The organism is Shewanella inventionis, assembly GCF_019931735.1.
Taxonomy (GTDB): Bacteria; Pseudomonadota; Gammaproteobacteria; order Enterobacterales; family Shewanellaceae; genus Shewanella; species Shewanella inventionis.
Window position 1 is genome coordinate 3403865 of sequence record NZ_CP082926.1, and the last position, 13016, is coordinate 3416880.

The following is a 13016-nucleotide window of genomic DNA, read 5'->3' on the forward strand; positions in this document are numbered from 1 at the left end:
ACCCTAACCTTTCACCATGATGTTGTCACATTAATCCAATTGCTCTGACAACATCATGCATTTTGCTTTGGCTTAATTATCGCCCCGCCCTCATATAGTTCGGAAAGATTATGTTGACTGTATCTTCAACCCTTCGCACCCTTATTAATAAAACATTGCCATTATTCATTGGTTTGTTGGCCATTATGTCGGTGCAATTAGTTGACTCGGTATTTATCGGCTTATTAGGCGTTAATGAACTTGCCGCACATGGTATGACGCTACCATTTCAAACGCTGTTAATTGGCGTTCAGGTGGGTATTGGCGTTGGCGCCACGGCAATTATCTCTCAAGCAATTGGTGCAAAACAACACTATAAAGCCCGTGCTATTGCCTCGTTATCTGTCTGTGGTGGCATTATATTTATGTCATTAATTTGCTTACTTTTATGGCAATTAGACACGCTTGTATTACGTGTATTTATCAGCCCCAACACCCATGACCCGCTATCTATTATTTTGGTTAATTTATTTACCCCTTATTGGCCTTACTGGTTATTTAGCGCCCTAAGTGTGGCAGTGCTGTACCTGCTTACTAGTGTTTACCGCGCCCATGGCAATACCAAAACCACTGGTGCGATGTTTGTTACTGCCAGCATTATCAACCTCATTTTAGATCCATTGTTGATGTTCTATTTTGATCTCGGCATCATAGGTGCCGCTATTGCTTCAAGTTTAGGGTATGCTTTTGCCACTTTGTATGTACTGTTTGATGTAATACCAAGACCATGGTTTATTGTGCTACAGCCCCACATCGGCACCTTTAAATATTGCATAGAGCTGGCAAAAGTCACCTCAGCGACGATTACCAATCAATTTTTGCCTGCCGCCAGTGCGTTTGTCGCCATGATACTTATTGCCAAACTAGGAACCGACGCCATTGCTTTTTGGAGCCTGTTAGCGCGTATTGAAAGTTTTTTACTGGTATTTACTTTAGCGTTAACTATGTCTATTCCACCTATGGTTGGCCATTATGTCGGGGCGCGCCAACACCAAGCCATAGACAAGTTATTAACCGCCACGGCAAAATTATTGCTCAGCTTTACCGCCTTTATCGCTGTGTTATTAGTGCTAAGCATTGACATAGTGTTGCCACTTATCCCCCAAGACCCGACATTAAATACTTGGATAAAAGCAGCCCTGTGGATCATGCCCATCAGTTACGGGCCATTAGGAATATGCATGGTGGTAGTGTCGGTATTTAATGCATTGGGTACGCCAAAAACAGCATTAATGGTGTCGTTTGCCAGACTGTTTATCTTATATATTCCTGCCATTGCCATTGGCACCGCAACGGGTGATATGTTAAATACCCTCATTGCAGCCACAATCGCGAATATGTTGGCAGGCATCTTTGCATGGTTTAAGCTTAAAAATCACCTAAAAAGCACCCTAGCTCATACGCAACCTTGTGTTGCAAACGCCTAGATATTTTATGACGTTAACTTAATACAGGCTAAAAAGATGAATTTTGAACACCTAAAACTGTTTGTCCGAGTCGCGTCAACCCACAACATCAGCCAGGCTGGCCAGGAATTGGGCTTATCGCCTCCGGTTGCCAGTATGCATATCAACCGTTTAGAAGAAAGCCTAGGTGCGCGCTTAATTCACAGAACCACACGTAAAGTATCGTTAACCGAAGAAGGCATGGCTTTTTTACCCCATGCAGAAGAAATCATTCAAAGTGTGGTAGCGGCCCGTGCGGCGGTAGGTAGTGGCGATGCCCAGCCTCAGGGAACATTGCGGATCACCGCACCAGCTTCTTTTGGTCGTATGCATTTAATGCCTGCCTTTAAAGCATTTATAGCTAAATACCCGTCGCTGTATATTGATATACGTTTAACCGATTCGATTGTCGACTTAGTTGAAGGTGGGTTTGATGTGGCTATTCGTAACGCACAATTACAAGACTCGAGTTTAATTGCTAAAAAGTTAGCCGTAGATAAACGCATTATGTGCGCCTCTGCTGATTATGTCGCCCAATATGGCAAACCTAACACGCCAGAAGATTTACACAATCATCAATGCATTAATCAAGCAGGACTTGAAAACTGGGTATTTAGCACGCCAGATGGCCCATTGAGTATGAAAATAAAAGGCTCAATTCGTATCGACCATGGAGAAGCGGTTCGCGATGCTTGTGCCAATGGAATGGGCATTGCAAAATGCGCCACTTGGATTGCTTATGAGCATTTAAAACGTGGCGAAATGGTGCAAGTGCTTGAGGATTATCCATTAATTGACGAAGCCGCCATTTGGGCGGTTTACCCAAGCTCGCGCTTGTTAGCCCCCAAAGTCAGGGCTTTTATCGATTATTTTTCCAATTATTATGGCAACCCGCCCTATTGGGATAAATAACCCGTTAAATAACACAGCCCAAACGAACCTAGTTTGGGCTGTTTCTTTTAGCAGCAAAGGCTACACCATAGGCTTGGCCTGAACGATATAGCGGTATTGGGCATTACCGCTAAGCTGATCAAATGGATAGCAGGTGATTAAGGTTAATTGGCTGTTTTCGGTTTGATTAAGCACCTCTGTGGCGGTTTCGTGTACCACTTGCGTGGCGGTAATTTGGTATACCTGTAACTTTCCCGTGGCACTGTAAAGCTCAATCATGTCGCCGACATTAACATACTGTAAACGCATAAAATGGCTGTCGCGGTGACCGGCAATAATCGTATTGCCCTGCTCACCTACGCCAGCGCCGCCGAGCATTAAACTCGGGCCAAAAGCAAGATTACGACCCGATGCCCCAGCCAGCACATATAAATCGGGGCCTAATGCTTGTGTGCCTTGCGCATGGGTTTGCAATAAGCGCATTTTGGCAACCGGGTGCGTGTCGGCCCATGACCAAGGCTTATGAGGCTGATTGTCCACCAGCGTTTGTTCAAACGCACGCTCAATTAAAAACTGGGCAAAATGGGCTTTAGCTTGCATATATCCTCCTTGAACAATGAGCCCAAGGCCCAACAATATTATCAGCGCCATAATCCATAAATGTGTTGTGGTATATACAGATGGCTTCATCTCTTAACTCCTTAGGCATCGGCTTTAAGCACCAATACCTGCCCAGGTAAACGTTGACGTAACCACAAATAGTGCAAAATGCCCAAGCCAAGTAAGCTAAATCCAATCAATAACCATAAGCGGCTTGACGTTGCTGTTTGTGGTAAAACGTGTGCCGGATTACCCACCTGCAAGCCATGAGGTAAATGCGATTGCACATTGGCATCAGTGGTTTTCTCACTCATTTGGTTTACGGGCGTCACATCGACCGCCACTAAACTGGTTTGGCTGGTAACCAGGTGATACTGCATGCCTAAGGCTTCAACCTGCTTATTGACTCTTGGACCACTGGCGGTATTTTTATATAACTCAAGTGCAGTAATTTGCGCATTCGCCCACAACAAATCAATGCCTCTTGCGGGTTGGTTATCGGTAAAATCAAGTTGTTGCTGCCAGTATTGACCATTAATATTGCCGGACACTATGATAGGTTGTAACAACTGGCTAGGTGATTTAATACTGACCCACAATGGCTCGTTTTGATATAAATCGCTAATGGTTGATGGCCAGTAATCAGGCACACTGCCATCAAGATAATACAAGCCAATATTGGTCAGTACCGGTTGTTCTATTTTAGTCAGCAGTTGCTCAACCTTATCTTTTACCTCAGATTGTTTGCCAATGTAGGTAAAAGTGCCACGGCCCATAGTGGCTGCACGGCGCATAAAGTCTGAATTGGGCGCCGAACCAATGCCCACAGTAAATAAACGGCTATCACCGAGTTGATCGCTAATTAACTGATACAATTGTTGCTCATTGCCTACCGCGCCATCGGTCATAAAAATCACCTGGCGTAACATAGATTCACCACGCACATTAACCGCATCAGGTTGAAGCGTATCAACCAATGCAGCGGTAATCGCTGGCGCCATTTCAGTGCCGCCATTCGCCTCAAGTGAAGCAATAAAACGGTTCGCTACGCCCAGATTACGGCTAGTGGCAGTTAATGGCACGGGCGATAACATGCTTATTTGTTGGTTAAATTCAATAATATTAAAGGTGTCGATATCACGCAGCCCAGCAATGGCAAATTGTAATGCCTGCTTGGCTTGCACAATCGATTGGCCCGACATAGAGCCTGAGGTATCAATCACTAAAATCAATTCACGGCCAATTAAATGCTGCTCGCTCATTTCAACACTGGGCGGCATTAACATCACCAATGAATACACACTGTGATCAATCATTGGCGAACTTATATTGTCAGTTGAATTATCCTCAGCGCGATGGGTTTTACCGGTTTGATAAAAAGTCGCCGCTTGCGGCAATGCGCCTACATCTGCCTGCCATTGCAATACAAAGTCGCGGTCTGCAATTTGTTTACCGTTAAAGCTTACTGTGTAGCGCTGGCCGTTCACACTTTGCTTAATGGGGTGGTATAAACTGTCAAGTGAATTGAGGGCAAAGCCCGCATCAATATTGACGTGCATGCTGACATTAATCCCCTGAGCACTGCTGATTTCACTCAGTTGATTGGGAGTAATGCTTGGGTCAATATACGCTATCGTTAACGCCTGTTTATCTTTGTCGCTGCTTTGCTCAGGGTGATAACGCGGCGTAATGGCCATGGGAAAGCGCAGACTAAACAGACCATCTTTAAACCCAACCGTTTGTTGGTAACTTAACTCCACCACGAGCTGATCATGTGGCCCTAAGTTGGCTACTTCTGAGGTAAAAATATTGCGACGTTGTTGCTGCAATAAACTCGCCTGTTTACCTTGTTTTTTCGCTGTTTCAAATGTCTGCAGCGCTTGTTTTTTAGGCTGAATTTGCCCCGCAATAATCTTGTCACCTATACGCAGCTGCATACTATCTACTGCGGCATTTTCAGGTAACGGAAACACATAACGACCATTAAGCCACTGGTCTGAGTCATTAATAAATATCTGCTTAACCGTGACACGATTAAGTAAGCCAGACACGTCCATGCTCACCTGGGTATCCATAGCCAAAGCTTGTATCACTTGATCTTGAGCAAAATACACCAAAGTACCTTGAGTAATGTCATCGCCTGTCATAGCTGATGGTGACGCTTGTGCTGTAGCAGTGAATATCACTAACAACACTGTGATAAACCACTTTCGATAACTCAACAGTTCAGCTAAACCCGACACGTATAAAATAATCCACATAGCAACCCCCTGTCTTGTTACGCCAATACACTGGGGCTTGGCGTAACAAGGAAACCATTAATAATAAAATGAATACCAATCGATTAGTTTGCTGCCAGTTGCGCCGCTGGGGACATTAACGTCAGGGTGACTCGACGGTCGAAAAAGTCATTCTCAATGTTTTGCTCTGTGTGTAATGGTGAGGTCGCACCATAAGCTCTACCTTGAAGGCGTTGGCGGTCAATCCCCTGTAAAACTAAGTACTGAATAACTTCGGCCAATCGCTGCTCAGATAACGCCTGGTTATATTGGTCATCACCACGGCGGTCAGCATAGCCCGTTAAATCAATGGTTAATTCTGGCGATAAGGTCATCATGTACGCCACATTGTCTAACTGCTGCTTAAATAAAGGCTCTATCTGGCTTGAGCCGGTTTTAAATTGCACATTCATGCCAATGGTGAGTTCGTTGAGGGTTTGTTGCTGGTTTGCGTTAAGCTCCGCGAGGTTAGTTTGTAATTCATAATACTTCTCAGATACTTGCACCAACTCTTGTTGTTGCAGATCCATCGCTATAAGTTGCTGTTGTTGCGCTACCAATGTGTGCTCTTGTTTCACAAGCTGCTGATTTTTATCGGCAATTTCAGCTTCATCGCCCACGGTTTTACCAATAATGGTACCAGTGAACGCCCCAATGATTGCGCCAACAGGGCCAGCAATAACGGCACCAAGTAATATTCCAGAGCTTAAACCCACTAATTCTTCTGTGTGTTCTCGCGCCTTTTGAGGCTCTGCCACAACAGCCCACGAGGTGTGTGAAAATAAAATAGCGCTAATAACAGTGGCGGCAATAAGTTGCTTTTTCATAATGAGTCCCTTTTCGCAATGATGTGTAAAATGAAAGTCATTGAGTTAACGTGCAACCTCATAACTTTATGCCGCTATTAAACAAAATATAAATGGCTTTATTGGGGAGCAAAAATGGCAATGTGGCGATCAAATGTGGCAACAAAATGGCAATTGAGTTTCATGGCTTTTTTGGACGATAAAATCCTGTATAGTCAGCAATGTATCTATTTATGTCTTACTAAATGAAGTCACGCCATGAAACGAATTGCCATAGTTGAAGACGAAGCGGCTATCCGCGAAAACTACAAAGATGTGCTGCAACAACAAGGTTACAGTGTACAAGCCTATGCTAATCGCCCCACTGCAATGTTGGCGTTTAATGCGCGCCTGCCCGATTTAGCCATTATTGATATTGGCCTTGAGCATGAAATTGATGGTGGGTTTACCTTGTGTCAGGCTCTGCGCGCTATGTCGAGCAGTTTGCCAATAATCTTTTTAACCGCTCGTGACAGTGATTTTGACACTGTGTGTGGCTTGCGTTTAGGCGCCGATGATTATTTAACCAAGGATGTGAGTTTTCCGCATTTACTTGCCCGGATTGCCGCATTGTTTCGCCGCTCAGAGCTAATTGGCTCAAGCCCCATTGAAGATAACCTACTCGAGCGCGGCCATTTAACCATCGATGGCAACCGTATTCAGGTGTATTGGAAAACCCAGCCTATTGAACTCACCGTCACCGAGTTTTGGATGGTCCACGCCATGGCCAAACACCCAGGGCATGTGCGCAGCCGCCAAGATTTAATGCAAGAGGCTAAAATCTACGTCGACGACAGTACCATTACTTCCCACGTAAAACGCATTCGTAAAAAGTTTATTGCTATCGATAACGAATTTGATTGCATCGACACTGTGTACGGTATGGGCTATCGCTGGGACAATATATAATTTATGTATCTACCGCTAGGGCTTCGCGCCAAAGTCGTTATCTTGTCACTCTTTTTACTCTGCCTGCCCTGGCTTGGGTATGAATACGTCTGGGAGATGGAAAAGTACCTGCGTCACGGTCAAGAAAAAACCCTAGAAGGCACCACACAAGCACTTGCAACCGCGCTGCACGAACGGCCAAAACTGTTTGATAATCAGGCCAGCTTTTTAAATCAGGTTGAAAAAGGTCGCGACTTATACGCCTACCCCATAGCTGGCCCAATTCAGTTAGACGGTAAGTTAGCAGACTGGGATTTATACCAACACCGCGCATTAAATTATGCAGATGGCCACCTTATTTATAACCACAATGAGTCAGAACCCACCAACATCAGTTTTACTCACATGGTGGGAAAATACGGCGGCTATTTGTATGGCTATTTTCAAGTAAACGATCCACACGTGGTCTTTCGGAGCCGTAAAAGTCTGCGCGTCGACAGAAACGATCATTTAGTGATGGCAACCCAGTCGCCAGATGGTCAATTTAGACGCTACATAATTGCCAATACCAAAAGCGGTTGGTTAAGTGCATTTGAATTGCCTGCCGATCCCACGCAATCAACCCCAGTAGAGCCAGAATCGCGCATTCAGGGGCAATGGCTACAAACAGAGCAAGGCTATAATATTGAATTTAGGTTGCCGCTGACCATGGTAGGCAGCAAGCTCGGTTTTGCTATTCATAACATCAATGATGTCAATAACCGCCAACTGGTTAACGTGATAGGCACTTCTGCAACTGACTCTGTCGCCAGTTTAGGCACGGTATTAGTGCCCTCGCCTGAAATCGAAAGCATTATCAAAGGCATGAGCCACAACAGCTCACGTATTTGGGTGGTCGATAATCACGGTCGTGTATTAGCAAAATCGGGCGATATTCGCACCTCATCTAACACCTGGGCAGATGATTTAGACGTGAACCAGCCCAATACCTTTTGGCAAGGCGTGAAGCAAAACTACATATTGCCCTTGTACTACAAAATACTCACCCGGCCACCGCAAGATTTTATCGATTCACTGCAAGACTCAACCGAGCTGACCGGTAGCCACATTGAAAAAGCCTTAGAAGGTAAACAAGGCTCAACATGGCGCTTAACCCCAGACAACAAAGCGGTAGTTTTAGCCGCAGCCAGCCCCATTTGGATTGACGATAAAGTGATGGGGGTAGTGATTGCCGAAGAAACCACTCATGGCATTCGCAGTTTACGAAACCGCGCGCTTGAAAAACTCTTCAACGTCATTTTAACCATTATGAGTATGGGCACACTGGCGCTGTTTATCTTTGCCTCGAGCATCTCGAGCCGTATACGCAGTTTACGCGATCAGGCAGAGCTAGCCATCGACAGCCAGGGCCGTGTGCGCCAGCAAATTGTGGCCTCTAAAAACCCTGATGAAATTGGCGACTTATCACGAAGTTTTTCAAGTATTGTCAGCCGCTTAGGTCAATATACCCATTACCTTGAAAACATGTCGTCGCGCTTGTCGCACGAGTTACGTACCCCTGTCGCGGTAGTGCGTAGCTCGCTTGAACATTTAGGTTTACAACAACTTGATGAACCATCACAAAAATACGTGAATCGCGCCCAGGAAGGGGTGAATCGCCTCCACTTAATCTTAAACAATTTAAGCGAGGCAACACGATTAGAAGCCAGTTTAACCCAGGCAGAAAGTTGTCGTTTTTCGCTTAAAAAAGTGATTAGCGGCTGCATGCAAGGTTATCAAATTACCTTCCCCGAACAGGCTTTTAACGTGCATATAGAAGACAAAGCCATGCAATGCCAGGGCGTACCGGAATACATAGCACAGTTAATGGATAAACTGATCAACAACGCCATTGAGTTTAGTGAAAAAGACACCGCTGTTACCGTCAGCCTGACGCAGTTTAACAAACAAGCAATACTTAAAGTCAGCAATATTGGGCCCTTATTGCCTAAAGACATGGACAGCCAAATTTTTGAATCTATGGTGTCTATTCGCCCACAAGGGGTTAATGGCAAACCCCATTTAGGCCTAGGGTTATATATTGCTCGCTTAGTCACAGACTTTCACCACGGCAGCATTAAAGCCAGTAACATCACCGAAAACAACATGAGCGGCGTTGAAATCTGCTTGAGCTTACCGTTAAGTGATGAAAAATAGTCAAGCTTGTCAATTAGGCGCTTTTATTTAAACCACTTGGTGCTAGGATGGCACAACAACGAACATTACTGATCATTGCAGCGCATTTCGTCATAGTGTTAGTAAGCGCTTATATTAATAGTATGAACACTGCCCCTAACTGGAAAAATCAACATGAGCAAAAACGACAAATTAGCCACTCAAATTGTCAGTGTCGGTCGCGAGAAAAAATTCACCAAAGGCATTATTAACCCACCCGTATTTAGGGCCTCAACCGTGGTGTTTGACACCATGGACGATATGCGTTTTGCCACTAAAAACAAAACCAATGGTGAGATGTTTTATGGCCGCCGTGGCACCCCAACCCACTTTTCATTTCAACAAGCCATTAGCGAATTAGAAGGTGGCGTGGGCACCGCATTATACCCATCAGGAGCTGGCGCGATTAGCAGTGCATTATTATCGTTTTTAAAAAGTGGCGATCATTTGCTCATGGTCGACACGGCTTATGAACCCACGCGCGATCTATGCAATAAAATGCTTGCAGGATTTGGCATCGAAACCACCTACTACGACCCAATGATTGGCGAAGGCATTCGAGAACTGATTCGCCCCAATACCAAGGTGCTGTTTTTAGAATCCCCTGGTTCCATCACCATGGAAGTGCAAGACGTACCAACATTAAGCCGTATCGCACACGAACACGACATGATTGTTATGCTCGATAATACCTGGGCATCACCGATTAACTCGCGCCCATTTGATATGGGAGTCGATGTATCGATTCAGGCGGCCACCAAGTACATTGTCGGCCACTCTGACGTGATGATGGGCACCGCAACCGCCAATGAAAAATGTTGGGAGCAACTGCGCGAAAACAGTTATTTAATGGGGCAAACCACCTCACCAGACGATGTGTATTTAGCAGCCCGAGGTTTACGCACTTTAGGTGTGCGTATGGCGCAACATAATAAAAATGCCCTTAAAGTGGCAAACTGGTTAGCAAGCCGCCCAGAAGTCGACCATGTGCGCCATCCTGCGTTTGAAACCTGCCCTGGCCACGAGTTCTTTAAACGCGACTTTAGCAGTGGTAATGGCCTGTTTTCATTTGTATTAAAGCAAGGTGACTTAGCATCTGTTACTGCATTTGTTGAAAACATGGCACACTTTAAAATGGGCTTTTCATGGGGCGGCTTTGAAAGCTTGATCTTAGGCGTATTTGGTATTAATAATATCCGCACCGCCACCCAATGGGATAGCAGTAAACCACTGATTAGATTGCACATCGGCTTAGAAGATACCGATGACTTAATTGCCGATCTAGACGCGGCTTTTGAACGCTACAATGCCGTGGTAAACAAGTAAGCTTTTTATCAATCATTTAAAAGGACACAAATGAACTTTATCAGATTAATCATACTCAGCTTATGTATTGGGGTGACTTATTTCGCGTTAAGCATCGCAGCGATAGGACAGTCTGCTGCGGGTAATGTATTTTGGTGGTTTAACCTAAGTGGCTATCCTACCATCACCCATTTAGCTCAACACTTTGTCGGGATAGGTTTAGTGGCGTTTATTCCGGCATTTGTGATTAAAAGCTATGAGCCAAGCAAACAATGGTTAGCAATAACAGTGGTTGTTTTAGCAACCATGTTATTACACGGTAATCTGCATTACATGCCGTGGGATCCGATGGGCATTGTCAGGTTTATTTTTAGCACTTTATTGTCGGGCGATATCGGCGCTACTGTGATGTTTTTCTATATCACCGTACTACCCGTATTGTGGTTATTGATATTAAAAAGAGCGTCACGCATTTAACATGCCCGCTCATCAATAAAAAAGGCAATCTATTTTGATTGCCTTTTTTATTATGCGTTTATTTTGTGGTTAATGGCTTTTGCCATGCATCTGTACCGTATAAAGGCACCGTTGATAATGCATGTTTATGGCTGCCGTTGGTTTCTTTGGTTGAATACGATAAATACAACAAGGTTTGATTTTCAGCATCAAAAATACGACGTACTTTTAAGCTTTTAAACAAAATACTTAAAGATTCTTTAAACACCACTTCGCCGTTTTTACCCATGTCAATTTGGGCGAGCTCGGCCTGACTAATCGGACCGGTTTGACGGCAACTGATGCTCATGTCAGATGGATCAGCTAAATCTAAATTGGCCTCAATACGACTAATATGACAAGTCACCCCAGGTATTTTAGGATCGTGTTTTGCGTCAATAATCACATCTTTGGTGGTAAACAGTCCTAAACTGACTTTGCCTACATCATCACTACAGCCACTCAGTACTACACTGCCTAGCAATGTGGCTAATAACAGTGATGCCGTTTTAGACGCATTATTTGCAAACTTAAAGCTTAATTGACTGTGCATATTATTGACTCTTTTTTAGTTAAAAGCATGTTGGGCACAACGGGTTAACCCTGCCGTTACCGAACTAAAGTGATCACCAACCACCACTTTTGCAGCAGGATAAACACTGGCTATTTTTTGATATATCGCCGGGCTACGCGCTGTACCACCCGTAACATAAACAATATCAGGGCTGCTTGGCAAAGCGCAATCTTGTTGTTGTGCTTGAGCTGTTGCCGTTTGCATCGCTTGTTTCATTAAGGCTTCAACTTTGGCAAGTGGGTCACTGATGGCTTGTTCAAACTGAACCGCAGTAAGAGTGATAAACAAGTCTTTTTCAATAAAATCAAGCGAACACGAGGTGCTGTCGACATCAGACAAACTGATTTTTGCCATTTCAGCTTGACGTACCACTTGATAACTCATTTGGTTTTTTTGCACTATTTGTAAGCGTTTAAGTAGTTGTGGGTGTTCCGCCTCTTTTATCAACTGCTCAACTAATTTACGTGACGCTAAACTAACAAAATCGCGCTGGGCACTAATGTCGTTCACCGACACCGCATTCCAAAAAGGTGCTCTTGGCATAGGTTTACCGTTAGTCATTACGGTATCAGAACCAAAACTCGGCATTAAGCCTGTCATCGCCAAGGCAATATCTAAATCATTACCGCCAATACGCTGCCCAGAGTGACCCAAACAATCTTGTTTGCGATCGTGATTATTACAGTGCGAAGGCCCCATTTTCACGACAGAGCAATCTGTTGTACCACCGCCGACATCGACCACCAATACCGTGTTGTCACTGTCCAGGGTTGACTCAAAATCCATTCCTGCCGCTAATGGCTCAAATAGAAATGTCACTTCAGTAAACCCTGCTCGCGATGCCGCAAGACGTAAAATAGCTTCAGCTTGCTGGTTACTGTCTTCACCACCAATGCCTTGAAAGTTAACCGGTCGGCCAATTACAGCATGAGTCGATGCAGGCAATGATTTTTGTTGCAGGGCTTTATCGGCAAGGTTTTTCACGTGTTGCATCATTAAAGTGACGATGTCTTCAAACAAGCCTATCTGATCGGGACGCAGGCCGTTGGCGCCTAAAAATGATTTTGGCGAACGGACATAAAAACCTTCTTCTGGCATTTCAAGGTATGCGTCAATAGCGGCTTGCCCCACAAATACCGCTTGCTCATTGGGCAGCAAATCGAGTTCATGGCGCATTTGCTTAGCGCGCATTAACTGCGAACTACGAATATGAGAATATTGAGCTTTTAAAGGCTCAGGTAAACCTTGATATACCGCTTCAGCAATAAGCTCTCGGTCCATGGCATATAAGGTTGAAGGCATAAAATCTGAATGATTAGATAATGGCAGTAAGGTTACTGCGTCATTAATCATCACTCCTATTGCACAATTGGCACTGCCATAATCAAATCCAACAAACATTGGCTTACCTTCAGTCGTCTAATCGAAAAAAGCGCTCAAA

General features: G+C 44.6%; 11 protein-coding genes. 6 read left to right on the plus strand and 5 right to left on the minus strand.

The features are described 5' to 3' along the window. The first annotated feature begins 110 nt into the window (after positions 1-110). Both K8B83_RS15165 and K8B83_RS15170 read left to right on the plus strand, forming a co-directional pair. Entirely contained in the window at positions 111-1466 is a 1356-nt protein-coding gene (locus K8B83_RS15165) for an MATE family efflux transporter (protein WP_223417901.1), read from the plus strand. 36 nt (positions 1467-1502) lie between these two features. Continuing rightward, complete coding sequence (locus tag K8B83_RS15170) at positions 1503-2396, plus strand: LysR family transcriptional regulator (protein ID WP_223417903.1); 894 nt, start codon at positions 1503-1505, stop codon at positions 2394-2396. A gap of 60 nt (positions 2397-2456) precedes the next feature. On the opposite strand, the gene K8B83_RS15175 is transcribed toward K8B83_RS15170, so the two are convergent. From K8B83_RS15175 to pdsO, 3 genes are all read right to left on the minus strand, one after another. After that, positions 2457-3065 (minus strand): class GN sortase, encoded by a 609-nt coding sequence (locus K8B83_RS15175; protein WP_223417905.1) that lies wholly within the window; start codon positions 3063-3065, stop codon positions 2457-2459. A gap of 11 nt (positions 3066-3076) precedes the next feature. Continuing rightward, on the minus strand, positions 3077-5236 hold the full coding sequence (locus tag K8B83_RS15180; protein ID WP_223417907.1) for a marine proteobacterial sortase target protein: 2160 nt from the start codon (positions 5234-5236) through the stop codon (positions 3077-3079). A gap of 83 nt (positions 5237-5319) precedes the next feature. Next, positions 5320-6081, minus strand: a complete 762-nt coding sequence (gene pdsO, locus K8B83_RS15185; protein ID WP_223417909.1) for a sortase-associated OmpA-like protein PdsO — start codon at positions 6079-6081, stop codon at positions 5320-5322. Between the two features lie 237 nt (positions 6082-6318). On the opposite strand from pdsO, the gene pdsR reads away from it, so the two are divergent. From pdsR to K8B83_RS15205, 4 genes are all read left to right on the plus strand, one after another. Beyond that, a complete protein-coding gene (pdsR, locus tag K8B83_RS15190) occupies positions 6319-7008 on the plus strand; it encodes a proteobacterial dedicated sortase system response regulator (RefSeq protein WP_188740742.1) in 690 nt (229 codons plus the stop codon). 3 nt (positions 7009-7011) lie between these two features. Continuing rightward, on the plus strand, positions 7012-9183 hold the full coding sequence (gene pdsS, locus K8B83_RS15195; RefSeq protein WP_223417911.1) for a proteobacterial dedicated sortase system histidine kinase: 2172 nt from the start codon (positions 7012-7014) through the stop codon (positions 9181-9183). Positions 9184-9336: 153 nt separating this feature from the next. Further along, the gene (locus K8B83_RS15200; protein ID WP_223417913.1) at positions 9337-10527 is read left to right on the plus strand and encodes a cystathionine beta-lyase; all 1191 of its coding nucleotides are present in this window, start codon (positions 9337-9339) and stop codon (positions 10525-10527) included. Between the two features lie 30 nt (positions 10528-10557). Further along, complete coding sequence (locus K8B83_RS15205; protein WP_223417915.1) at positions 10558-10983, plus strand: hypothetical protein; 426 nt, start codon at positions 10558-10560, stop codon at positions 10981-10983. Between the two features lie 58 nt (positions 10984-11041). Here K8B83_RS15205 and K8B83_RS15210 read toward each other — a convergent pair whose 3' ends face one another. Continuing rightward, a complete protein-coding gene (locus K8B83_RS15210) occupies positions 11042-11554 on the minus strand; it encodes a CreA family protein (protein WP_223417917.1) in 513 nt (170 codons plus the stop codon). Between the two features lie 15 nt (positions 11555-11569). Beyond that, a complete protein-coding gene (yegD, locus tag K8B83_RS15215) occupies positions 11570-12976 on the minus strand; it encodes a molecular chaperone (RefSeq protein ID WP_223417919.1) in 1407 nt (468 codons plus the stop codon). Positions 12977-13016 lie beyond the last annotated feature (40 nt).

Excerpts from the sequence above, each read along its gene's own strand:
- yegD (WP_223417919.1), bottom strand. The coding sequence starts at position 12,976 with ATGTTTGTTGGATTTGATTATGGCAGTGCCAATTGTGCAATAGGAGTG.
- K8B83_RS15200 (WP_223417913.1), top strand. The coding sequence starts at position 9,337 with ATGAGCAAAAACGACAAATTAGCCACTCAAATTGTCAGTGTCGGTCGC.
- K8B83_RS15175 (WP_223417905.1), bottom strand. The coding sequence starts at position 3,065 with ATGAAGCCATCTGTATATACCACAACACATTTATGGATTATGGCGCTG.
- pdsO (WP_223417909.1), bottom strand. The coding sequence starts at position 6,081 with ATGAAAAAGCAACTTATTGCCGCCACTGTTATTAGCGCTATTTTATTT.
- K8B83_RS15180 (WP_223417907.1), bottom strand. The coding sequence starts at position 5,236 with ATGTGGATTATTTTATACGTGTCGGGTTTAGCTGAACTGTTGAGTTAT.
- pdsR (WP_188740742.1), top strand. The coding sequence starts at position 6,319 with ATGAAACGAATTGCCATAGTTGAAGACGAAGCGGCTATCCGCGAAAAC.
- K8B83_RS15165 (WP_223417901.1), top strand. The coding sequence starts at position 111 with ATGTTGACTGTATCTTCAACCCTTCGCACCCTTATTAATAAAACATTG.
- K8B83_RS15170 (WP_223417903.1), top strand. The coding sequence starts at position 1,503 with ATGAATTTTGAACACCTAAAACTGTTTGTCCGAGTCGCGTCAACCCAC.
- K8B83_RS15210 (WP_223417917.1), bottom strand. The coding sequence starts at position 11,554 with ATGCACAGTCAATTAAGCTTTAAGTTTGCAAATAATGCGTCTAAAACG.
- pdsS (WP_223417911.1), top strand. The coding sequence starts at position 7,012 with ATGTATCTACCGCTAGGGCTTCGCGCCAAAGTCGTTATCTTGTCACTC.
- K8B83_RS15205 (WP_223417915.1), top strand. The coding sequence starts at position 10,558 with ATGAACTTTATCAGATTAATCATACTCAGCTTATGTATTGGGGTGACT.